General features: G+C 65.0%; 19 protein-coding genes. 11 read left to right on the top strand and 8 right to left on the bottom strand.

The annotated features are described in order from the left end of the window. Positions 1–71 precede the first annotated feature (71 nt). Entirely contained in the window at positions 72–1829 is a 1758-nt protein-coding gene (locus tag PQR42_RS11235; RefSeq protein ID WP_408385709.1) for a cation:proton antiporter, read from the bottom strand. A gap of 206 nt (positions 1830–2035) precedes the next feature. On the opposite strand from PQR42_RS11235, the gene PQR42_RS11230 reads away from it, so the two are divergent. The 10 genes from PQR42_RS11230 (at position 2036) to guaD (ending at position 14940) form a co-directional block, all read left to right on the top strand. Beyond that, entirely contained in the window at positions 2036–2722 is a 687-nt protein-coding gene (locus PQR42_RS11230; protein ID WP_408385707.1) for a DUF2848 domain-containing protein, read from the top strand. 7 nt (positions 2723–2729) lie between these two features. Next, positions 2730–4079: an MFS transporter gene (locus PQR42_RS11225; RefSeq protein WP_408385705.1), complete on the top strand. Its 1350-nt coding sequence runs from the start codon at positions 2730–2732 to the stop codon at positions 4077–4079. A 78-nt stretch (positions 4080–4157) separates the two neighbouring features. Next, on the top strand, positions 4158–4838 hold the full coding sequence (locus tag PQR42_RS11220) for a GntR family transcriptional regulator (protein WP_132373483.1): 681 nt from the start codon (positions 4158–4160) through the stop codon (positions 4836–4838). Between the two features lie 74 nt (positions 4839–4912). Continuing rightward, the gene (locus PQR42_RS11215) at positions 4913–6292 is read left to right on the top strand and encodes an amidase (protein WP_408385985.1); all 1380 of its coding nucleotides are present in this window, start codon (positions 4913–4915) and stop codon (positions 6290–6292) included. Positions 6293–6392: 100 nt separating this feature from the next. Further along, positions 6393–6902 carry a disulfide bond formation protein B gene (locus tag PQR42_RS11210; RefSeq protein ID WP_132373482.1) on the top strand — a complete coding sequence of 170 codons (510 nt, stop codon included), beginning with the start codon at positions 6393–6395 and terminating at the stop codon, positions 6900–6902. A gap of 388 nt (positions 6903–7290) precedes the next feature. Next, the gene (gene xdhA / locus PQR42_RS11205; RefSeq protein ID WP_408385703.1) at positions 7291–8838 is read left to right on the top strand and encodes a xanthine dehydrogenase small subunit; all 1548 of its coding nucleotides are present in this window, start codon (positions 7291–7293) and stop codon (positions 8836–8838) included. Beyond that, complete coding sequence (xdhB, locus tag PQR42_RS11200) at positions 8838–11243, top strand: xanthine dehydrogenase molybdopterin binding subunit (protein WP_408493632.1); 2406 nt, start codon at positions 8838–8840, stop codon at positions 11241–11243. The genes xdhA and xdhB overlap by 1 nt, the downstream gene beginning before the upstream one ends. A 95-nt stretch (positions 11244–11338) precedes the next feature. Continuing rightward, positions 11339–12355, top strand: coding sequence for a xanthine dehydrogenase accessory protein XdhC (gene xdhC, locus PQR42_RS11195; protein WP_408216149.1), 1017 nt, complete (start codon positions 11339–11341; stop codon positions 12353–12355). Between the two features lie 71 nt (positions 12356–12426). After that, a complete protein-coding gene (locus PQR42_RS11190) occupies positions 12427–13479 on the top strand; it encodes an adenosine deaminase (protein WP_408385699.1) in 1053 nt (350 codons plus the stop codon). Between the two features lie 105 nt (positions 13480–13584). Continuing rightward, on the top strand, positions 13585–14940 hold the full coding sequence (guaD, locus tag PQR42_RS11185; RefSeq protein WP_408216155.1) for a guanine deaminase: 1356 nt from the start codon (positions 13585–13587) through the stop codon (positions 14938–14940). 84 nt (positions 14941–15024) lie between these two features. Here the strand turns inward: guaD and PQR42_RS11180 are convergent, their stop codons facing one another. Beyond that, complete coding sequence (locus PQR42_RS11180) at positions 15025–16269, bottom strand: NAD(P)/FAD-dependent oxidoreductase (protein ID WP_408216158.1); 1245 nt, start codon at positions 16267–16269, stop codon at positions 15025–15027. A 132-nt stretch (positions 16270–16401) separates the two neighbouring features. Between PQR42_RS11180 and PQR42_RS11175 the strand changes: the two genes are divergently transcribed. After that, complete coding sequence (locus tag PQR42_RS11175; protein ID WP_408216160.1) at positions 16402–17130, top strand: class I SAM-dependent methyltransferase; 729 nt, start codon at positions 16402–16404, stop codon at positions 17128–17130. Between the two features lie 115 nt (positions 17131–17245). Here the strand turns inward: PQR42_RS11175 and PQR42_RS11170 are convergent, their stop codons facing one another. From PQR42_RS11170 to PQR42_RS11145, 6 genes are read right to left on the bottom strand one after another with little or no spacing between them, the layout of a single operon-like run. Next, positions 17246–17689, bottom strand: a complete 444-nt coding sequence (locus PQR42_RS11170) for an excinuclease ABC subunit A (protein WP_012434019.1) — start codon at positions 17687–17689, stop codon at positions 17246–17248. Positions 17690–17749: 60 nt separating this feature from the next. After that, positions 17750–18172, bottom strand: a complete 423-nt coding sequence (locus PQR42_RS11165) for a signal peptidase (RefSeq protein ID WP_408216163.1) — start codon at positions 18170–18172, stop codon at positions 17750–17752. Between the two features lie 36 nt (positions 18173–18208). Continuing rightward, the gene (locus PQR42_RS11160) at positions 18209–19450 is read right to left on the bottom strand and encodes a beta-ketoacyl-[acyl-carrier-protein] synthase family protein (RefSeq protein WP_408216166.1); all 1242 of its coding nucleotides are present in this window, start codon (positions 19448–19450) and stop codon (positions 18209–18211) included. Further along, positions 19447–20673, bottom strand: a complete 1227-nt coding sequence (locus tag PQR42_RS11155) for a beta-ketoacyl-ACP synthase (protein ID WP_408216168.1) — start codon at positions 20671–20673, stop codon at positions 19447–19449. Before PQR42_RS11155 ends, PQR42_RS11160 begins: the two co-directional genes overlap by 4 nt. Beyond that, the gene (locus PQR42_RS11150; protein ID WP_408385697.1) at positions 20673–21398 is read right to left on the bottom strand and encodes a 3-ketoacyl-ACP reductase FabG2; all 726 of its coding nucleotides are present in this window, start codon (positions 21396–21398) and stop codon (positions 20673–20675) included. The genes PQR42_RS11155 and PQR42_RS11150 overlap by 1 nt, the downstream gene beginning before the upstream one ends. Then, positions 21395–21880, bottom strand: coding sequence for a hotdog family protein (locus PQR42_RS11145; protein ID WP_408385983.1), 486 nt, complete (start codon positions 21878–21880; stop codon positions 21395–21397). Before PQR42_RS11145 ends, PQR42_RS11150 begins: the two co-directional genes overlap by 4 nt. Positions 21881–21886: the final 6 nt, after the last annotated feature.

Here is a 21886-nt window from a genome sequence, read left to right as displayed (position 1 = left end):
GCTCACATTGTTGCGGGCGCCTATGACGCCTATGAGGAACTCAACCTGGAGAATCGCGCGGCAAGTCTGACTTAAGGATCCGGCTGCTCTTCGAAAGTCTCGCGCAAGGCGATCTGCATCGCCGCGTGGATTTTCACGCACCAGCGCCACACCAGCGCCAGCAGCAACGCGGCGCAGACCAGCACCGCGGTAAGCAGGCCGGTCGGCGGCAGAATGCCGCCGGAAAGCGCCGCGACCAGCAGAAACACGCCGACCATCGAGACCACCGGCACCAGATCGGAGATCGCGTAGCGGATCGCACTGGTGAAGCGCCCCGCCGTCGCCGGTTGCACGCTGACCTCGGCGAGCAGCAACGCAAGCGACTTGAGCTTGCGATACACGGCCACCAGAAACGGCATCGACACAACCAGTGCGAGGCTCCATAACACCACGCGCTGCATCGGCTCGGAACTCACCCAATGTGCGAGCCACGAACTGGTATAAGGCGCGCTATACGACACAATCAGGAAAATCGCGGCGACGAGCGCCAGATTGACGGCAATCTGCAGGATGATCCGCCGCGTCATGCTGAAGAGCGTCGGTTCACCGCTTCCCGTACTCAGGCTGCGCAACCATTGCCCGTACATGCCGAATACGTTCGCGAGCGTGCGCGGCATGGCGTGACCGAGACGCTGCGTCAGCGGGTCGGCCGCGCGGATCAGATACGGCGTGAACAGCGTGGTCAACGCGGACACCGCCACCGCGATCGGATACAGAAACGCGCTCGTCACCTTGAGCGTCAAACCGAGCGACGCGATGATGAACGAGAACTCGCCGATCTGCGAGACGGTCATGCCGACGCGCATCGCGGTGCGGCCGTCCTTGCCGGCGAGAAAGGTGCCGAGCCCGCACGAGACGATCTTACCGACGATCACCGCCACCGTGATCACCGCGATCGGCCACGCGTAGTCGACCAGCACAGCCGGATTCAGCATCAAGCCGATTGTCACGAAGAAGATCGCGGAAAACGCGTCGCGCAGCGGCGCGATCAGATGCTCGATCCGATGCAGATGACGCGATTCGGCCATGATCGCGCCGATCAGGAACGCGCCGAGCGCGATGCTGTAGTCGAGTTTCACGACCAGCAGACAGAAACCGAAGCAGAAACCGAGCACCGAGACGAGCAGCATCTCGTCGCTCTTCGCGCGCGCCACGTAGTTCAAGGCGCGCGGCACGACCAGAATGCCGACCACCAGCGACACCGTCATGAACAGCAGCAGCTTGCCGAGCGTAACCATGGCGACGCCCGCGCTCAGCTGCCCGGTCTGTGCAATGCCCGACAGCAGCACCAGCATCGCGATGGCGAGAATGTCCTCGACGATCAGAATGCCGAACACCAGTTGCGCGAAGCTCTCGCGTTTCAGGCCCAGTTCGGAGAGCGCCTTGACGATGATGGTGGTCGACGAGATCGCGAGAATCGCGCCGAGGAACAGCGAATCCATCGAACTCCAGCCGAACGCGCTGCCGATTTCGTAACCGATCCACAGCATCAGCACAATCTCGGAGAGCGCCGCGACGATCGCCGTCGCGCCGACCTTGAAGAGTTTGCGCAGACTGAATTCGAGGCCGAGCGAAAACATCAGGAACACCACGCCGAGTTCACCGAGCGTCTGAATGGTTTGCTCGTCGTGGATCAACTGGAACGGCGGCGTGTACGGCCCGATGATCACGCCGGCGGCGATGTAACCGAGCACCACCGGCTGTTTCAGGCGATGGAACAGCACGGTGACGACGCCGGCGAGCGCCATCACGACCGCCAGGTCCTGAATGAAGCCGATGCCATGGTGCATGAATGCGTCCCTTACAAAAAGTAATGTTGGAGAACGCAGTTTAACAAACGAATGCGGCAAGCCGTCGCGCGCCAATGTCCTTCGGGCGTTGGACTAATCGCCGGGCCGCACGACTCATCCAGCCCTCAAAAGAATGTTTTTGACACGCTGGACTCCTGTGAAATATCACAATAATATTTGTGGCATATTTTCTTGGGAGTCGAGCAATGCAGCAGCTGTCCTTCAACGTTGTAGACCGTTCCGGCGGCAGTCGTGCCGAGATTGCCGAGGTGAATCGTCTGACCATTGCGGGTTGGGCCGGGCGCGATCAGGCCGCGATCGAGCATCACATCGCCGAACTGGCCGAACTCGGCGTGAAGCGGCCGTCCACCACGCCGTGCTTCTACCGCCTCGGCGCGGAACTGCTGACGCAGGCCGAGCAGATCGACGTGGTCGGCGTGAAGTCGAGCGGCGAAGCCGAATGCGTGCTGGTGCAGTCGAAAGCAGGCTTGCTCGTCACCGTCGGTTCGGATCACACCGACCGCGAGGTCGAGGCCTACGGCGTGACCGTCTCCAAACAGGTCTGTCCGAAGCCGGTGGCGCGCGACGCCTGGCGCTTCGACGATGTCTCCGGCCACTGGGACCAGCTGGAATTGCGCGCCTACGCGGTGACAAACGGCGAGCGGCGCGTCTATCAGCAAGGCAGCGTGGCGTCGCTGCTGCCGGCCGCCGATCTGCTCACGCGCGCGCCGCTCGCGCAAGGCGCGGCCATGTTCTGCGGCACGCTGGCGGTACAGGGCGGCATCGTCGGCATGGCCGACGGTGACGCGCTCGAACTCGAATTGCACGACCCGATCCTGAACCGCACGCTGCGTCACGCCTATCGCGTGTGCGCGCTACCTATCGTCGAATGAGGCACCCATGAGCTCCCCTTCGCTATCCGCCGCCGACGCGTCTTCCGACGCGTGGCTCGAAGCCGCCGCCCTGCGCAAGATCACCTGGCGCATCATGCCGTTCCTGTTTCTCGTCTATGTGCTGTCGTATCTGGACCGCGTCAACATCGGTTACGCGAAGCTGCAGTTCACCGGCGACCTCGGCCTGTCGAACGCGGCGTACGGACTCGGCGCGGGGATCTTTTTCTTCGGCTACTTCGTGTTCGAAGTGCCGAGCAACCTGCTGCTGAAGAAGTTCGGCGCGCGCGCCACGATCGCCCGCATCACGATGCTGTGGGGCTTGCTCTCGTGTCTGATGATGTTCGTGCGCTCGGAAACGATGTTCTACGTGCTGCGCTTTTTCCTGGGCGTCGCCGAAGCGGGGCTGGTGCCGGGCGTCGTGCTCTATCTGACCTTCTGGTTTCCGTCGGACCGGCGCGCGCGCATGGTCGCCGTGTTCATGGCGGCGATTCCGGTGGCAGGCATCATCGGTGCGCCGTTGTCGGGGTTTCTGATGTCGGCATTGCATGAAGCGCATGGTTTGCGCGGCTGGCAGTGGATGTTCCTGATCGAAGGCATTCCGTCGATTCTCGCCGGCTTCTGGGCGCTCGCCGTGCTGCGCAATACGCCCGCCGAAGCCGCCTGGCTCACCGACGACGAAAAACGCGTGATTCTCGGCCGCCTTGCGCGGGAGAACACAGCGGCCGCGGCGGCCGGCGCGGAGCATAGCCTCGCGGTGGCGTTGCGCTCGGGCCGCTTCTGGCTGCTCACGCTGATCTATTTCTGCCTCGTCACCGGCAATGCGGGCTTCTCGTTCTGGCTGCCGCAGATCGTCAAGGATCTGGGCGTGACGAACCTCGTCACCAACGGCTTCGTCACCGCGATTCCGTATCTGGCGGCGGGCATCGGCATGATCCTGATCGGGCGTTCGTCGGACATCACCGGCGAGCGGCGCTGGCACTACGCCGTGTGCTGCTTCATCGGCGCGGCGGGTTTGCTCGGCAGCGCCTCGGTGACCAACTCGATTCCGCTCGCCGTTACCGGTTTGTCGATCGCGTATATCGGCATTCTCGCGGGCTTCGGCATCTTCTGGTCGATGTCGACGACCTTCCTGCAAGGCTCGGCCGCGGTCGCCGGGATTGCCGTGATCAATTCGATCGCGAACCTCGCGGGCTATGTGAGCCCGTATGTGCTCGGCATCGTCAAGGACGCGACGCATAGCGTGACGTTCGGGCTCGTGCTGATCGCGGGGGCCCTGATCGTCGGCGGGCTGGTCACGCTGATGATGCCGCGCGTCAAGGTGCAGCATGCGGCGACGGTGTCGCCGAGCCGCGCCTGAGGCGGCCTGAGCCTGCCCGCGCCGTCCACGCAAAACCTTGCTCTACAATGCGGACGACATCGTCCGCTTCCACTTCACATGACGCTTTTGCAGACTGCCCGCCCTTCCACGCCCGCCCGCGCGACCGCTGCCGCGAGTCTCGCCGAGCAGGCGTATGCGTTCGTCAAGCGCGAGATCATCACCATGCGCCTGCGGCCGAGCGAGGTGCTCAACGAAGCGGAACTGATGGCGCTGACCGGCATCGGCAGGACGCCGGTGCACCAGGCGCTGCACCGGCTGGTGCATGAAGGCATGCTGACCATCATGCCGCGCAAAGGCATCATGGTCCGCCCGGTTTCGCTCGACGACGTGCTGGCGATCATCGACGTGCGCCTCGTGAACGAAAGCTATTGCGTGGAGCTGGCCGCGCGCCACGCGCAACAGCACGACTACGACGCGATGCAGGCGCTGCTGGACCGCTCGGCCGTGTGCGTGGCCGCGCACGATATAGAAGGCATGATGGATATCGACCGCGAGTTTCATCTGGCGATCTCGGCGGCCTCGCGCAACCCGGTGCTGGCCGACATCCTGCGCGGGCTGCACGAGCGCTCGCTGCGCTTCTGGTTCATTTCGCTGTCCGAGCCGCATCATCTGGAAGACGTGCACGAGGAACATCTCGAACTGTTTGGCCTGCTGCGCGAACGCGATGCCGAAGGCGCGCGTCAATCGGTGCAAAAGCATATCGAAGCGTTCCGCGCGACACTCTTCAATCGCATGTAGCCGAACGCACTTAAGCCATCGCATTTAGCCCAATGACCGGCTTTGCCCGGTTCAACCGGATTCCTACCGACATCATGGCCACTGAATTCACGCCCTTTCCGCCGCTAGCCCAACTTGCCGCCGACCTCGCCGCCGGACGCACCACGAGCCGCGCGCTCGTCGAGACCGCGCTCGAACGGATCGCCGATCCGGCCGGCCAGGGCGCCGCCGTCTTCATGCACGTCGACGCCGACAGCGCCCGCGCCGCCGCCGATGCGCACGACCGTCTGCGCGCCGCCGGCACCGTACTTTCACCGCTCGCCGGGATTCCGGTATCGGTCAAAGACCTGTTCGATATCGAAGGCCAGCCGACCCGCGCCGGTTCCACAGTGCTCGCCGACGCCCCCGTCGCCAAGGCGGATGCCGTCGCGGTCGCGCGTTTGAAGCGCGCGGGCGCCGTGATCGTCGGCCGAACCAATATGAGCGAGTTCGCGTTTTCCGGACTTGGCCTGAACCCGCACTATGGCAACCCGCTGTCGCCGTACCAGCGCGGCGTGAAAGGCGACGAGCGGATTTCGGGCGGCTCGTCGTCGGGCGCGGCGGCTTCCGTCGCGGACGGCATGGCGGCCATCGCGCTCGGCACCGACACCGGCGGCTCGATCCGCATTCCGGCGGCACTGTGCGGCCTCACCGGCTTCAAGCCGACCGCCGACCGGATTCCCAAACAGGGCGGCGTGCCGCTTTCGTCGACTCTCGATTCGTTCGGCCCGATCGGCGTTTCGGTGGCGTGCTGCGCGCTGGTCGACCGCATGCTGGCCGGGCTCGAGCCGCGCATTCCGACCGCCCGCCCGCTCGAAGGCGTGCGCCTCGGCGTGCTGACCAATTTCGTCACGGACGGCGTCGAGCCGGCGGTCGCGGCGGCGATCGACACGGCGCTGAAGCATCTGGAAGCGGCCGGCGCGATAGTCAGCGAAGTGCGTTTCGCGCCGCTCGACCGTTTGCCCGAGATCAACCGCTTCGGGTTCTCGCCGATCGAGGCGTATGCGTGGCATCGTCCGTTGCTGGAAAAGCATCGCGACCAATACGATCCGCGTGTGCTGGTGCGCATTCTGAAGGGCCAGCCGGCCAGCGCCGCCGACTATCTGGACCTGCTCGCCGAACGCGAGGCGATGCTCGCCGAGGCCGCCCGCACGCTGTGGCAGCGTTTCGACGCGGTCGTGGCGCCCACGGTGCCGGTGGTGCCGCCGCGCGTCGCAGACCTCGTTGACGACGATGACGCCTTTGGCCGCACCAACGCGTTGATCCTGCGCAACCCGAGCGTGTTCAACTTCCTCGATACGTGCGCGCTGTCGCTGCCGTGCCATCTGCGCGGCGACGCCCCGGTCGGCCTGATGCTGGCCGGCGCGCCGCATGCCGACGACGCCCTGCTGGCCATCGGCCGCGGCGCCGAAGCGGTGCTCAAGGCGATTCGCTGATCAGGAAATACGTCGTAAAAGCAGGATAAGCTGGGGGGCGGGGGTTCGCGCTAGAATCGCGGGCACCCGCCCTTTCCGTTTCCAGACAGCCACACGATCCATGAATAACGACACTGCAATGCTGCGCCGCGAGCGCTCCCTGCTGGTTCTGCTTGGCCTGATCTGCGTTGCCCTCGTGGGCGGCGCGCTGTATCTGCAGTATTTTCTGCACGAAGACCCTTGTCCGTTGTGCATCATCCAGCGGTATTTCTTTTTGCTGATCGCGATCTTCGCGTTCCTCGGCGCGCGTTTTAACAGCTGGCGCGGCGTGCGTCTGCTGGAAGTGATGGCGGCCTTGTCGGCGCTGGCTGGTATCGTCACGGCCGCGCGTCATGTGTATGTTCAGGCGAATCCGGGCTTTAGCTGCGGCTTCGACGCGCTGCAGCCGCTGGTCGACAGCTTGCCGCCCGCGCATTGGCTGCCAGGTGTATTCAAGGTCGCCGGGTTGTGCGAAACGGCCTATCCGCCGATTTTGGGTCTGACGCTGCCGCAATGGTCGCTGGTCGCATTCGTGATCGCTTTCATCCCGTTGGCGCTGACGCTGGTCCGCAACCGTCGCCGGATCGCCTGATCGGGATTTGCCGGCCCGCTTTGCCACACTGAAGGAATATCGCCGGATTCGGGCCGCCATTTTGGGCGGCAGAAATCCGGCGTTTTTTCGTCCAGAATCCCCGTATTCAGCGGTATTTAGCGTTTGATCGAGTGCCGATTTCCCCCGCCGCGCCCCGCTCCGCCTTCTTTTCCGCCTTCCGCCCCGTTTTCACGCAACTTCCCGCCTAAGCGCGAATCGTACTTATCTCATGACCGCTCCCGAATAAGCTTCATGCGATATGGGAAATATTTTTGGGACAAGGTAATGCTATCTTCGTAATTGGATGGCGATCTACGTGCGCGAGGCCGGCTTTGGCGCGACCCCATGCGTAACGCGCGCCCGGTCCGCACTGTCTTTCGGATTCGCCATGACAACGCAAACCATCCGCTTTTATCACCAGGGGTCCGTCCGTGAGGTTGCGGGCGTCCCTGCGTCGCGCACCGTGCTGCAGCACCTGCGCGAGGATCTGCATTGCACCGGCACCAAGGAAGGCTGCGCGGAAGGCGACTGTGGCGCCTGCACGGTCGTCATCGGCGAACTGGACGCGCATGGCGGTCTCGCGCTGAAAGCGGTCAATGCCTGCATCCAGTTCCTGCCGACGCTGGACGGCAAGGCGCTTTTCACCGTCGAAGACCTGCGCGCCGCCGACGGCGCCCTGCATCCTGTGCAGCAAGCCATGGTCGACTGCCACGGCTCACAATGCGGCTTCTGCACGCCCGGTTTCGTGATGTCGATGTGGGCGCTGTACGAAAACCAGCCGGCCGCCGCCGGCCTGCCCACCCGCGATGAAATCAACGCCGCGCTCTCCGGCAATCTGTGCCGCTGCACCGGCTATCGGCCGATCGTCGACGCCTCGCAGAAGATGTTCGACTATCCGCAATATCCACGCGTGACACTGGACCGCAAGGCCGTCGCCGATCAGTTGCGCGAACTGCAACGGCGCGACACCTTCGAATACCACGCGCCCGATACACGCGGTGCCGCGTTCGGCTCGCCCGCCTTTTATGCGCCGGTCTCGCTCGATGCGTTCGCCCGGCTCCGCGCCGACAATCCGCACGCGCGTCTGCTCGCCGGCAGCACGGACGTCGGCCTGTGGGTCACCAAGCAATTTCGCGATCTCGGCGACATTCTGTACATCGGCAACGTCGCCGAATTGAGGACGATCGAGCGCGATGCGCAGACGCTGACGATCGGCGCCGCCGTCACGCTCGAAGACGCGTACGCGGCACTCGCTGTGGATTACCCCGAACTCGCCGAACTGTGGACGCGTTTCGCATCGCTGCCGATCCGCAATGCGGGCACGCTCGGTGGCAACGTCGCGAACGGCTCGCCGATCGGCGACTCGATGCCGGCGCTACTCGCGCTCGGCGCCGAAGTCGTGTTGCGCCACGGTCCGAAAACGCGCACGCTGCCGCTCGACGCGTTCTACCTCGGCTATCAGAAGACCGCGCTCGCCGCCGGCGAATTCGTTGCGGCGCTGCGCGTGCCGCGCCCGGCCGGCAATCTGCGCTTTCGCACCTACAAGGTGTCGAAGCGCTACGATCAGGACATCTCGGCCGTGTGCGCGGCGTTCGCGCTGCACTTCGGCGAAAACGGCGTCATTCAGCAAGCCCGCGTCGCGTTCGGCGGCATGGCGGCCACGCCGAAGCGCGCCGCGCAAACCGAAGCCGTCCTGAATGGCGCGACATGGGACGAAAGCACCGCGCGGCAAGCCATGAATGCGCTCGTCGCCGATTACCAGCCGCTCACCGACATGCGCGCTTCGAGCGCTTATCGACTGAAGGTGGCGCGCAATGTGCTGTGGCGCTTCCACCTCGAAACGCGCGATGACGCGCCGCTCGCCCTCTTCGACGTGAATGCGTTCGCGTTCGAAGCCGGTGCGCCGGACGCCGCCGTTGCGAAGGAGCCGTCGTGATGAACCGGACCGATGCTTTTGTCGAACATGCTGCGAGGCACATCGCTCACGAGAGCGACGCGTCGATCGGCGTATCGCTGCCGCATGAATCGGCTGCGCTGCATGTGAGCGGCGAAGCCACCTACACGGACGACGTGCCCGAACTGCAAGGCACGCTGCACGCTGCGCTCGGCCTGTCGCGCCACGCCCATGCGCGGATCGTGTCGATGGATCTCGAGGCGGTCAGGAAAGCGCCGGGCGTGATCGCCGTGCTGACCGCCGAAGACATTCCCGGCGAGAACAATTGCGGTCCAGTGCTGCACGACGACCCGATTCTCGCCGTCGACGAAGTGCTGTACCTCGGCCAGCCGGTGTTCGCCGTGATCGCCGAAAGCCACGAGCTCGCCCGCCGTGCCGCCGCGCTGGCAAAGAGCGACGACGTGATCCGCTACGAACCGCTCGAAGCCATCCTCACGCCCGCCGAAGCAAAAGCCGCCAGGCAGTTCGTGCTGCCGCCGCTGCATCTGCGACGCGGCGAGCCGGATGCGAAGATCGCCGCCGCGCCGAACCGGATCAGCGGCACCTTCGAAGTTGGCGGCCAGGAGCAGTTCTATCTGGAAGGCCAGATCGCGTACGCCGTGCCGAAGGAAATGGACGGCATGCTCGTCTACAGTTCGACCCAGCACCCGAGCGAGATGCAGCAGGTGGTCGCGCATATGCTCGACTGGCCGGCGCACAACGTGGTGTGCGAATGCCGGCGCATGGGCGGCGGCTTCGGCGGCAAGGAATCGCAATCGGCAGTGTTCGCCTGCGTGGCCGCACTGGCGGCGAAACGGCTGCGCCGTCCGGTCAAACTGCGCGCCGACCGCGACGACGATTTCATGATCACCGGCAAGCGCCACGACGCGGTCTACGCGTACGAAGCGGGCTTCGACGACAGCGGCCGCATTCTCGGCGCGCGCGTCGAAATCGCGTTGCGCGCGGGCTATTCCGCCGACCTCTCCGGCGCCGTCGCCACGCGCGCTGTCTGTCACTTCGACAACGCGTACTACCTGTCCGATGTCGACATCGTCGCGCTGTGTTGCAAGACCAACACGCAATCGAACACCGCGTTCCGCGGCTTCGGCGGCCCGCAAGGCGCGCTCGTGATGGAAGTGATGCTCGACAGCATCGCGCGTCAGTTGAACTGCGATCCGCTCGACGTGCGCCTGGCCAACTACTACGGCATCGGCGAGCGCGACACGACGCCGTACGGACAGCGTGTCGAAGACAACATCATCGCGCCGCTGACCGATGAGCTGCTCGGCACCAGCGACTATCGCGCGCGCCGCACAGCGATCGTGGCCTTCAACGCGAGCAGTCCGGTGCTCAAGCGTGGCATCGCGTTTTCGCCGGTGAAGTTCGGCATTTCGTTCAACGTGCCGTTTCTGAATCAGGCCGGCGCGCTGGTGCATGTGTACAAAGACGGCTCGGTGCTCGTCAATCATGGTGGCACGGAAATGGGCCAAGGTCTCAACACCAAGGTCGCGCAAGTGGTCGCCAATGAGTTCGGTCTGCCGCTCTCCCGCGTGCGGGTCACGGCAACCGATACCTCCAAGGTCGCGAACACGTCGGCGACCGCGGCTTCCACCGGCAGCGACCTGAACGGCAAAGCCGCCGAAGCCGCGGCGAAGACGATTCGCGCGCGGCTCGCGGAACTCGCGGCCAAACAACTCGGCGGTGCAGCAAACGACGTGCAATTCGCCAACGGCGAGGTGTCGGTGAACGGCGGCGCGATGCCGTTCGAGCAACTAGTCGGCGCTGCGTATCTGGCGCGCGTGCAATTGTGGTCGGACGGTTTCTACACCACGCCGAAAGTGCATTGGGACGCGAAAACACTGACCGGTCACCCGTTTTATTACTTCGCGTATGGCGCGGCGGTCTCGGAAGTCGTGATCGACACGCTGACCGGCGAATGGAAACTGGTGCGCGCGGACCTGCTGCACGACGCCGGTCAGTCGATCAACCCGGCCATCGACATCGGCCAGGTGGAAGGCGGCTTCATTCAGGGCATGGGCTGGCTCACCACCGAGGAACTCTGGTGGAACCGCGACGGCCGTCTGATGACGCACGCGCCGTCCACCTACAAGATTCCAGCGGTGAGCGATACGCCCGCCGCGTTCCACGTGCAGCTCTATCAGAACCGCAACGCCGAGCCGACCGTGTTCCGCTCGAAGGCGGTCGGCGAGCCGCCGCTGCTGTTGCCGTTCTCGGTGTTCCTCGCGATTCGCGACGCGATCGCGGCCGCCGTGCCGGACGCGCAACAGGCGCCGGCATTGCGCGCACCGGCCACGCCCGAAGCGATTCTCGACGCACTGGACGCGTTGCAGCCACCGGCCGCGCCGCAACCGGCAACGGAACCGGCGGCGACCGACACGACAGTTTGAAAAAATAACCCACGGCCTGACGCGACACGAACGCGTGAGACCACACTCAACCGGCCGCACGGACACCCCGCGCGGCCACGTATGGAGAACGCCGGATGCAAGCCTGGCTACCTGACCTGCAACAACTGCTCGCGCACGGCGACGCCGCCGTGCTGGTGACGGTCGCGCGCGTCGAAGGTTCGGCGCCCCGCGAAGCCGGCACCAAGATGATCGTCACGCGCGATTCGGCGAAGCACACCATCGGCGGCGGACATCTCGAATGGAAAGCCATCGAGACCGCGCGCCAGGTGTTGCGCGACGGCATGCGCTCGCCGCACATGCGTCGCCTGGAGCGCTTCGCGCTCGGCCCGAGCCTCGGCCAATGCTGCGGTGGCGCGGTGATTGTCGCCTTCGAGCGACTCGATGTGGGCGACCTCGGCTGGATCACGTCGCTGGCGAAACGCGTGGCCGCCGGCCTTTCGACGGTGCGTAGCGTATCATTCGGCCCCGCACCGGATGCGGTGATGCTGTCCGACCCCGAGCCGGGCGTCGACGCCGCTGACTGCCTGCTGTGGGACGGCGCCGGTTTCGACGACAGCGGCGCGCTGCTCACCGAAACCATCGCGCCAGGCGATTTCTCGGTCGTGCTGTTCGGCGCCGGTCACGTGGGTGCCGCGCTGGTTCGCGTGCTGGCCACGCTGCCTTGCGCGGTCCGCTGGGTCGACGAACGCGACGCGCAATTTCCGCCCGCGGAAACGCTGCATGCGCCGAACGTGAAGATCGATCCGAACGACGCCCCCGACGAAGCCATCGACCAGGCCGCGCCGAACACGTACTTCATCGTGATGACGCACAACCATGCACTCGATCTCGAGTTGGCCGAGCGCATTCTGCGGCGTGGCGACTTCGCGTTCTTCGGCATGATCGGCTCGCACAGCAAGCGCAAGCAGTTCGAACACCGGCTGGCCGCGCGCGGTCTCGATCCGTCGCTGATCGCGCGGATGAAGTGCCCGCTCGGCGTGGACGGCATCGTCGACAAGTCGCCGGAGATCATCGCGATCTCGGCGGCGGCGCAGGTGCTTCAGGCCGTCGAGGCGAACGCGGGCATGCATCACGCCACGCAGACGGTTTGAAGCGCGGCACGTCGTCGACACAACACCTACGCATCCGGCGCGAACCGACTCCAACGAACTCCTGACCGACCATGACTACAACGACCGTTACCCCCACGCCGCTAGCCGAAAAAACCGCGCTGGCACCGAAGGCAGAGTTGCACATTCACATTGAAGGCTCGCTCGAACCTGAATTGATCTTCGCGCTTGCCGAGCGCAACGGCGTGAAGCTCGCCTACGACTCGATCGACGCCTTACGTGCCGCGTATGCGTTTACCGATCTGCAATCGTTCCTCGACATCTACTACGCGGGCGCGAGCGTGCTGCTGCACGAGCAGGACTTCTACGACATGACGATGGCCTACGTCGAGCGCTGCCTCGCCGACAACGTGATTCACAGCGAAATCTTCTTCGATCCGCAGACGCACACCGAACGCGGCGTGCCGATCGCGACCGTCGTGGCCGGCATCGAACGCGCGCTCGCCGACGCGGAAAAGCGCGGTATGACGAGCAAGCTGATTCTGTGCTTCCTGCGCCATCTGTCGGAAGAGGACGCGCTCGCCACTTTCGAAGAAGCGCGGCCTTTGTTCGAGCAGTACAAGCATCGCCTGATCGGCGTCGGTCTCGATTCGTCGGAACGCGGCCATCCGCCTTCGAAGTTCGAACGCGTGTTCGCCAAGGCGCGCGCGCTCGGCCTGAAACTCGTCGCGCATGCCGGCGAGGAAGGCCCGCCCTCGTATATCTACGAAGCGCTCGATCTGCTGAAAGTGGACCGCGTCGATCACGGCGTGCGCAGCATCGAAGATCCGGCGCTCGTCGCGCGTCTCGCGGATTCGCGCGTCGCGTTGACCGTGTGTCCGCTGTCGAACCTGAAGCTGTGCGTGTTCGACGACCTGACCAAGCACACGCTGAAGGATCTGCTCGATAGCGGCGTTGCCGTGACGGTGAATTCCGACGATCCGGCTTACTTCGGCGGCTACGTGAACGCCAACTATTTCGCCACCATCGACGCGTTGAAGCTCAACGATGCCGAGGTCTACACGATCATCCGCAACAGCTTCGAAGCGTCGTTCGTCACGCCCGAGCAACGCAGCGAACTGATCGCGAAGCTCGACGCGCACTGGCACCCAAGCGGTCCGCACTGACGGGCCGAGATATCGCAGCCGGCGGCGGCACGGGCTCATGAGTGAGCCGAGGATTCAACCGTCGTCCGGACTGTGCAGCTTCCCACAATCGGAGACGGTTTTTCCATGACTCAATCGGCTAAAGCAGCCCAATCGGCATTCCGCGCGCAACTGCTGACCTTCAACGGCGACCCCGCGCAATCGCCCAACGCGGCGGTCTTCAACGAGGACGGCCTGCTGATCGTCGAAGACGGCCACGTCATCGCGGCCGGCGCGTATGCCGCGCTCGCGCCGCAACTCGCGCCCGGCACCCAGGTGCAGGAAATGCGCGACAAGCTGATCGTGCCGGGTTTCATCGATACGCACATTCACTATCCGCAGACGGACATGATCGCGTCGCCGGCGCCGGGTTTGTTGCCGTGGCTCGAGACGTACACGTTCCCGACCGAGCGCCGCTTCACCGATCCGGCTTATGCGCGCGACACCGCGAGCTTTTTCGTCGACGAACTGCTGGCGTGCGGCACGACGACCGCGCTCGTGTACTGCACGGTCCATAAGGAATCGGCCGACGCGCTCTTCACCGAGAGCGAAGCGCGCAATCTGCGCATGGTGGCCGGCAAGGTGCTGATGGACCGCAACTGCCCCGAGTTTTTGCGCGACACCGCGCAGTCGGGCTACGACGACAGCGCCGAGCTGATCGGCCGCTGGCACAATCGCGGCCGCCAGATGTACGCGCTCACGCCGCGTTTCGCGCCGACCTCGACCGAAGCGCAACTCGAAGCGTGCGGCGTGCTGGCGGGCAAGAACCCGGACATCTTCATCCAGAGCCACGTCGCGGAAAACACCGACGAGGTGAAATGGGTCGCCGATCTGTTCCCGGGCCACCGCAGCTATCTCGACATCTACGATCACTACGGTCTGCTGCGCCGCCGCGCCGTGTACGGCCACTGCATCCACCTCGACGAGGAAGACCGCAAACGCATGGCGCAAACCGGCACGGTCGCCTCGCATTGCCCGACTTCGAACCTGTTCCTCGGCAGCGGCCTGTTCGACTTCGACAAGGCCGATGAAGCCGGCATGCCGATCGCACTGGCGACGGACGTCGGCGGCGGCACCTCGTTCTCGATGCTGCAAACCATGAACGAAGCGCACAAGGTCGCGCGTCTGGGCGGACATCATCTGACGGCCACGCGCATGTTCTATCTGGCGACCGCCGGCGCGGCCGAAGCGCTTGATCTGGCGGACAAGGTCGGTACGTTGAAGCCGAAGTCGGAAGCGGACTTCGTCGTGCTCGATCCGCGCGCGACACCGCTGCTCGCGCGCCGCACCGCGCGTATTGAAACGCTGGAGGAACTGTTGTTCGCGTTCGCGTTGCTCGGCGACGATCGCGCGATCTACGAGACGTATGCGGCCGGCAAGCGCGTGCATCGTCGCGATGATGCGCGGCAGCCTGCGTCGGGAGCGGCCAGGATCGCGGCTTGAACTGAGTGATTCACACGGCTGAATGAAGAAACGGCGCTTCGATTACGAAGCGCCGTTTTCTTTGATGCCTGCCGCGCAGTTGGCTCACCGCTGCATGCACACCTCATGCAACGCATTCAACCGACGCACCGGATCCGCGACATACGGATTCGACTCATCCCACGCATAGCCCGCCAGCACCGAGCTGATCATGCGGCGAATCGAAGGCGTCTGGTCCGGATAAAAAATGATGTCCTGCAGCGCGCCCGAATACCACCGCTCGACGAACGCGCGGAACGTATCGATCCCCTTGCGCAACGGCACGTCGTAAGCGGCCGACCAGTCGATCTGTTCGCCGTCCAGTTGCCGGTTCAAGGTTTCCACCGCGAGATGCGCCGAGCGCAACGCAATCGTCACGCCGGACGAGAACACCGGATCGAGAAACTCGCCCGCATTGCCGAGCAGTGCGTAGCCCGGCCCATGCAGGCGCTCCACGTTCGCCGCATAGCCGCCGATGTGGCGCACCGGCATCAGGAACGGCGCGTTACCGATCAGGCCGCTCAACGTCGGCTCCTGCTGGATCAGCGCGCGCAGCTTCGCGTCACGCTCCGCGTCCGGCACGTCGAGGAGACTCGCCTCGGCGACACACCCCACCGACGAACGTCCGCCCGCCAGCGGAATCATCCAGAACCACACGTCGCGGTGTTCGGGATGCGTTGCCACGCAGATCTTGTTGCGATCGGTCACGCCGGCCGGAATGCCGTCCTGCACATGCGTGAAGATCGCGGCGCGCGTTGGCATGCGCGTCGGCGCTTCGAGGTTCAGCAGGCGCGGCAACACGCGGCCGAAGCCGCTAGCGTCGAACACGAAACGCGCTTCGATCTGATAGGCGTGATCCGCTTCGTCGACCACATCGACCAAAGGCGTAACGCCGGGGTGAACCGCGCGCACCGTATGCCCGAAGCGCACGTCGGCGCCCTGCTCCGCCGCGCAGCGAATCAGAATATCGTCGAACACCGCGCGCTCGACCTGATAGGTGGTGCCCCAACCCGGCGAATGCTTGTCGCGGAAGTCGAACGCCGACGACTGGTCGCGATACACGAAATGCGCGCCGTTCTTGTACTGGAAGCCCGCTTCGACCACGGCCTGCAGCATGCCGGCCTCTTCGAGATAGGCCATGCTCTGCGGCAGCAGGCTCTCGCCAATGGAAAAGCGCGGAAAGTGCTGGCGCTCCAGCACCAGCACGGAGCGCCCGGCCTTGCGCAGCAATGCCGCCGCAACCGCGCCTGCCGGTCCGGCACCGATGATCACGACATCGACGGTCGTGCGCTTTGACGAATGTGTACTCAAATTTGCCTCAATCGTTTGGCTTGCCCGGAGCAGCGTTTCGCTGCATCCTTACGTCTCGTTACAATTGCGTTCGACGCCCCGGAGGAAAACCCTTGGGCGTGGTAATAACGCCATTTCGCCGGGGAGCCCAGCGTGTCGCCATCCGAAACATCCAGTGTGCCTTTCGTGCCCGAAACGGCTTTCGGGATCTGGTTCCTGCGTACCTACACCTGGGAACATCATGTGCTGCGGGTCGCGATCAACGACCTCAAACGCCTGATCGACACGCCCTTGCCCGAGGCGCCGGTGATCGTCGACGTCGGCTGCGGCCAAGGCATTTCCTTCCGTCTGCTCGCCGAGGCGTTCAAGCCGCGCCGCCTTGTCGGCATCGACTTCCACGAGCCGTCGTTGACGCTCGCCGCTCAGGCAGCGAGCGCCTGTCGCGACAAGCTAGCAGATATCGAACTGCTGCACGGCGACTGCGCGAACTTGCCGCTACCCGACGCGAGCGCCGATATCGTGTTCTGCCATCAAACCTTCCATCATCTCGTCGAGCAGGACCGCGCGCTCGCCGAGTTCCGCCGCGTGCTCAAACCGGGCGGCGTGCTGCTGTTCGCCGAATCCACCGACGCATACATCAAATCGTGGGTAATCCGGCTGCTGTTCCGTCATCCGATGCACGTGCAAAAGAGCGCCGACGGCTACCTCGACATGATCCGCCGCGGCGGCTTCAACTTCAGCGAGCGCAACGTCTCACTGCCCTACCTCTGGTGGAGCCGCGCGAAAGACTTCGGTCTTCTCGAACGGCTCGGCCTGACCCATCCGCAACCCGGCAAGCGTCGTGAAACGCTGGTCAATGTCGCGGCGGTTAAAGCCGGTTAATGCGCAGCAAGGCGCGAGCCTGATGCGGTAAAACAGCGCGAGGCGGCGCACGCCGCCTTCCTGTCTGCCTCGCGCGCATACGTACTTTTCCGCGCTGGCTTGCGCGGACCCACTCTTACTTACGCAGCGTCACCACTTCGCCCGTCAACGCGACGCCAGCAACCACCGCGCCCGCGCCGCACGTGTACTCGGTGGCGCTCTCACGCAATTCGTTCTTGTAGTTGCTCTTGATGTTGATCACCGCGTTGCCGCCTTCCTTGCGCGCGCGCTCCTGCAACTCGATCACCGCCGAGAGGAAAACGTGCTGGCAGGCTTGCAGATCGCTCTTGCCGAACGCGTTGGTCTTCTTGTTGGTGGCGAATTCGCCCATCGTCTTCACGACAGCCGGATGGCGCTGACCCGCGAAATACAGCCCGATGTCTTCGCTCACTTTGCCGGGTTCGCTTTGCAAGGCCTGCTCGACCGGAAAGTAGCTGACCGTATCGCGGGCAAAAGCCGGCGCAGCGCTCAGCGTGGCAAACGATGCAAACAATGCGGCAAACAGCAGATGGCGTTTCATTGAGACTCCTTGGTGGTTGTTGTTGCTCTGTGAGTTCTATTTCAATCGACCCGGTTCGACTCAGTTCGATTCCAGCACGACGAGCTGACCGCTTACAGCGATCGCGGCGGCGCTCGGACTAACGCCGCAGGTGAATTCGGTCGACGAGTTGCTCTCGGTGCTATGAAAACGCGTCGATACATCGATCACGGCATTGGCGTGGCGTTCGCTGGCCGCCGCGCGCAGTTTCTGCACGGCTTCGGCGAGCGCTTCGTGGCAAGCGTCGTCGGGACCGGCGACCTTGCGCGCGATCCGCACGGAGTACGACACGTCGCCCTGGCGGCTCTTGACCGCCGGGTGGTCCTGCTGGCCGAAATACACCGGCACGTTGCCGCGCGATTCGCCGCCGGCCGCGGCGAGCGGCAGCGACTTCACCTGCGTGGCGCAACCCGCCAGCGTCAGCGCCATGACTGCCAGCGCGCCCAGTACACCTGCTCTTTTCATTGTTATCGCCCTCGTTTCTATAAAGTCGCGGCCGTTTCAGCCGCCCTGCCATGCTTCGAACATCAGGCTCGCGCAACTGCCGCCGAATCCGTATGACACCGACATCGCCGTGCCGATGCGCGCGTCGCGCGTCGTGCGCACGAGCGGCATGCCGTCGAGAGCCGGCTCCGGCGTGTCGATATCCGCCGTGCCCGCGATGAAGCCGTCGCGCATCATCAGCAGCGTGTAGACCGCCTCGTGCGCGCCGCATGCGCCGAGCGGATGGCCCGTCATGCCCTTGGTCGACGAAAACGCCGGCAGGCGATGGTCGAACGCCGCGCCGAACACCTCGTTCAATGCGTGCAGTTCTTCGAGGTCGCCGAGCGGCGTCGACGGTGCGTGCGTGTTGATGTAGTCGGGCCGCTTGCCCGCTTCGTTCAGCGCGCCGCGCATGGCCCGCGCGATCCCCGCCGCGCGCGGCGTGACCATGCCGCCGCTGTCCGTGCAGTCGCCGAAGCCGGTGAGCTCCGCGTAAATGCGTGCGCCGCGCGCGAGCGCGTGATCGAGTGCTTCGAGCACGAGCACGCCGCCGCCGGACGCGATCACGAAACCGTCGCGCTCTGTGTCGTAGGGGCGCGATGCCTTCTGCGGCGTATCGTTGAAGCGCCGCGATAACGCGCCCATCGCGTCGAACATCAACGTCATGTTGTCGTGCAGCGACTCGCTGCCGCCGGCCAGCACGATCTGCTGACGGCCGGTCTGAATCAGTTGCATCGCCTGGCCGATCGCGAGCGCCGAAGTCGTGCATGCCGACGACGGCGAATAGCTGACGCCTTCGAGCCCGAACACCTGCGCGACATTGGCCGACGCGGTGCTGCTCATCGCATGCGGCACCGTGTACGGCGGCACCTTGTCGACGCCGCGGGCATTCGCGATCGCCATGGCCGCGTCGTAAGTGGACATCGTGCCGACGCCCGAACCGATCACCGTGCCGGCGAGCGGCGAACGCAACTGCGTGGCGTCGAGCCCGGCGTCGCTGATCGCCGTGCGCGCGGCATGACACGCGAAGCGCGCGGTGTCGCCCATGAAGCGTTCGAGCTTGCGCTCGAACGGCGTCTCATGCGCGACCGACGCAACGCCCGCCACCTGCGAGCCGAAGCCGCGCTCCCGCCATGCATCGACCCGCTCCACACGCGAGCGGCCGGTGCGCAAGGCAGCGGAGACTTCGTCGAGCGTATTGCCGAGACACGACACGATGCCCATGCCGGTCACGACCACGCGTTGCAGCGCGACGCTCATCGAACGCGCCTGAAAATCAGTGACGTGTTGATGCCGCCGAACGCGAAGTTGTTGCTCATCACGTATTCGGCGTCGATCTCACGCCCCGTGCCGACGATGTAATCCAACGGCGCGCAGGCCGGATCGACGTTCTCCAGGTTCAAGGTCGGCGCATACCAGTTGCGCTTCATCATCTCGATGGTCCACCACGCTTCGAGCGCGCCGCACGCGCCGAGCGTGTGGCCGACATAGCTCTTGAGCGAGCTGATCGGCATGCGCGCGCCGAAGGTCTGCGCGGTCGCATGGCTTTCGGCGATGTCGCCGCGATCCGTCGAGGTGCCGTGCGCGTTCACGTACGCGATCGCTTCGGGCGGCAGTTGGGCGTCGTTGAGTGCGAGCTGCATCGCGAGCGCCATGGTTTCGGCGGTCGGCTGGGTCATATGCGCGCCGTCCGAATTGCAGCCGAAGCCGACGATCTCCGCATGAATCCGCGCACCGCGCGCCACCGCGTGCTCATATTCCTCGAGCACCAGCGTGGCCGCGCCTTCGCCGACCACGAGGCCGTCGCGCGCGGCGTCGAACGGACGCGGCGTCAGATGCGGCTCATCGTTGCGCGTGCTGGTGGCGTATAGCGTGTCGAACACGGCGACGGCCGGCCCCGACAATTCCTCAGCGCCGCCGGCCAGCATCAGCATCTGCTTGCCGCTCTGGATCGCTTCATACGCGTAGCCGATCGCCTGACTGCCCGACGCGCAAGCGCACGAGGTCGGAATGATCCGCCCTTTCAGATCCCAGAACAGGCTGACGTTGACCGCAGTCGTATGCGGCATCATCTGCACGTAGCTGTTCGATGTGACGTCGCTCATCGAGCCGGTTTCGAGCATCGTGCCGAACGCGCGGATCGGCTGCACCGAGCCCGACGACGAACCATAGGCGACACCCATGCGGCCGTCCTTGATGGTGGCGTCGTCGGCAAGGCCCGCGTCGGCGAGCGCCAGTTCGCTGGCGCGCACCGAGTACATCGACACCGGCCCCATCGAGCGGGTCTTCTTGCGCGGATAGTGCGCGGGCGCCGTGAAACCCGGCAACGGACACGCAAGCCGCGTATGCAGCGACTCAAAGTAATCCCACTCGGGCATGCGGCGCACGGCGTTCACGCCGCTCTTCAAACGCGTTTCGATCACGTCCCAGCTATCGCCCAACGCCGTGACGCCGCCCATGCCGGTAATGACGACGCGCTTCATCAGATCATCCCGCCGTTGACGCCGATCACCTGACGCGTGACATACGAGGCCGCATCCGACATCAGGAAGCTGACCACGGACGCCACCTCGGCAGGCTGGCCGACGCGGTTCATCGGCACCGTCTTCAACGCCTGCTCGAGCGGCATGTCGTCGAGCATGCCGGTCTCGATCAGACCCGGCGCGACGCAATTGACGGTGATGTTGCGCGACGCCAGTTCGACGGCGAGCGCCTTGCTCGCGCCGATCAGGCCGGCCTTCGCCGCGCTGTAGTTGACCTGGCCGCGGTTGCCCATCACGCCGGACACCGAAGCGATCGTGACGATGCGGCCGCCCTTGCGGGCGCGCACCATCGGCATGGTCAACGGATGGACGACGTTATAGAACGAGTCGAGACCGGTTTCGATCACGACGTCCCAATCTTCTTCCGTGAGCGCGGGGAACGCGGCGTCGCGCGTCACGCCCGCGCTGCACACGATGCCGTAGTACGGGCCGTGCGCCGCGACGTCCGCTTCGAGCACTTCGCGGCACACGGCGCGCTCGCGCACGTCGAACTGCAGCACGCGCGCCGTGCCGCCCTGCGCGGCGATGCCCGTCGCAACCGCGTCCGCTTCACTGCGTCCCGTGCGGCAATGCACGGACACCGCGAAGCCGTCGGCGGCCAACTTGTACGCAATCGCGCGGCCGATGCCGCGGCTTGCGCCGGTAACGAGAACACGCCGGCTCATGAACTGAAACTCCCTTCGATGAATGACTGAAAATCGCGCGGTTGAAAAACCTTGATGACGGCTTCGGCGCAACCCGCGTCGCCGTGCCGGATCGTGCATTCGTAGGCGCCGTGGCCCTCTTCGCTGCGCAGCAGTTCCACAACGTGGATCGACAACTGCGCGCCGCCAGCGAACGAGGGCTGCAATGCCTTGTAGCTGCGTGAGCCGAGCAGCACGCCGGGCCGCGCGCGGCCGCCGCCGCGCATGGCCAGTAACGCGACGTGTGCGGCGATCGCCTGCGCCATCAGTTCGATGCCGATCCACGCGGGCATCGCGCCGTCCGCGTCGGCATACCAGGTGTCGGCGCGCACCGTGGCGCGCGCGGTCAGCGTTTCTTCGCTGAACGTGTCCACGGCGTCGATCAGCAGCATGGTGCCGCGATGCGGGATGATCGCTTCGATCGGCTGCTGGACCAGTTCGTCAACGGTAGGCGTCGGGTTCATCGCGTG

Source organism: Paraburkholderia sediminicola (assembly GCF_046027355.1).
GTDB lineage: Bacteria > Pseudomonadota > Gammaproteobacteria > Burkholderiales > Burkholderiaceae > Paraburkholderia > Paraburkholderia sediminicola_B.
This window is presented reverse-complemented; position numbering and strand designations above follow the sequence as displayed.

What these genes read in the sequence shown, in the direction of transcription:
- PQR42_RS11215 (WP_408385985.1), top strand. Translation starts at nt 4,913, where the DNA reads ATGGCCACTGAATTCACGCCCTTTCCGCCGCTAGCCCAACTTGCCGCC.
- PQR42_RS11165 (WP_408216163.1), bottom strand. Translation starts at nt 18,172, where the DNA reads ATGAAAAGAGCAGGTGTACTGGGCGCGCTGGCAGTCATGGCGCTGACG.
- PQR42_RS11190 (WP_408385699.1), top strand. Translation starts at nt 12,427, where the DNA reads ATGACTACAACGACCGTTACCCCCACGCCGCTAGCCGAAAAAACCGCG.
- PQR42_RS11230 (WP_408385707.1), top strand. Translation starts at nt 2,036, where the DNA reads ATGCAGCAGCTGTCCTTCAACGTTGTAGACCGTTCCGGCGGCAGTCGT.
- guaD (WP_408216155.1), top strand. Translation starts at nt 13,585, where the DNA reads ATGACTCAATCGGCTAAAGCAGCCCAATCGGCATTCCGCGCGCAACTG.
- PQR42_RS11220 (WP_132373483.1), top strand. Translation starts at nt 4,158, where the DNA reads ATGACGCTTTTGCAGACTGCCCGCCCTTCCACGCCCGCCCGCGCGACC.
- PQR42_RS11150 (WP_408385697.1), bottom strand. Translation starts at nt 21,398, where the DNA reads ATGAGCCGGCGTGTTCTCGTTACCGGCGCAAGCCGCGGCATCGGCCGC.
- PQR42_RS11145 (WP_408385983.1), bottom strand. Translation starts at nt 21,880, where the DNA reads ATGAACCCGACGCCTACCGTTGACGAACTGGTCCAGCAGCCGATCGAA.
- PQR42_RS11170 (WP_012434019.1), bottom strand. Translation starts at nt 17,689, where the DNA reads ATGAAACGCCATCTGCTGTTTGCCGCATTGTTTGCATCGTTTGCCACG.
- PQR42_RS11155 (WP_408216168.1), bottom strand. Translation starts at nt 20,673, where the DNA reads ATGAAGCGCGTCGTCATTACCGGCATGGGCGGCGTCACGGCGTTGGGC.
- xdhB (WP_408493632.1), top strand. Translation starts at nt 8,838, where the DNA reads ATGAACCGGACCGATGCTTTTGTCGAACATGCTGCGAGGCACATCGCT.
- PQR42_RS11210 (WP_132373482.1), top strand. Translation starts at nt 6,393, where the DNA reads ATGAATAACGACACTGCAATGCTGCGCCGCGAGCGCTCCCTGCTGGTT.
- PQR42_RS11235 (WP_408385709.1), bottom strand. Translation starts at nt 1,829, where the DNA reads ATGCACCATGGCATCGGCTTCATTCAGGACCTGGCGGTCGTGATGGCG.
- xdhC (WP_408216149.1), top strand. Translation starts at nt 11,339, where the DNA reads ATGCAAGCCTGGCTACCTGACCTGCAACAACTGCTCGCGCACGGCGAC.
- PQR42_RS11160 (WP_408216166.1), bottom strand. Translation starts at nt 19,450, where the DNA reads ATGAGCGTCGCGCTGCAACGCGTGGTCGTGACCGGCATGGGCATCGTG.
- PQR42_RS11225 (WP_408385705.1), top strand. Translation starts at nt 2,730, where the DNA reads ATGAGCTCCCCTTCGCTATCCGCCGCCGACGCGTCTTCCGACGCGTGG.
- xdhA (WP_408385703.1), top strand. Translation starts at nt 7,291, where the DNA reads ATGACAACGCAAACCATCCGCTTTTATCACCAGGGGTCCGTCCGTGAG.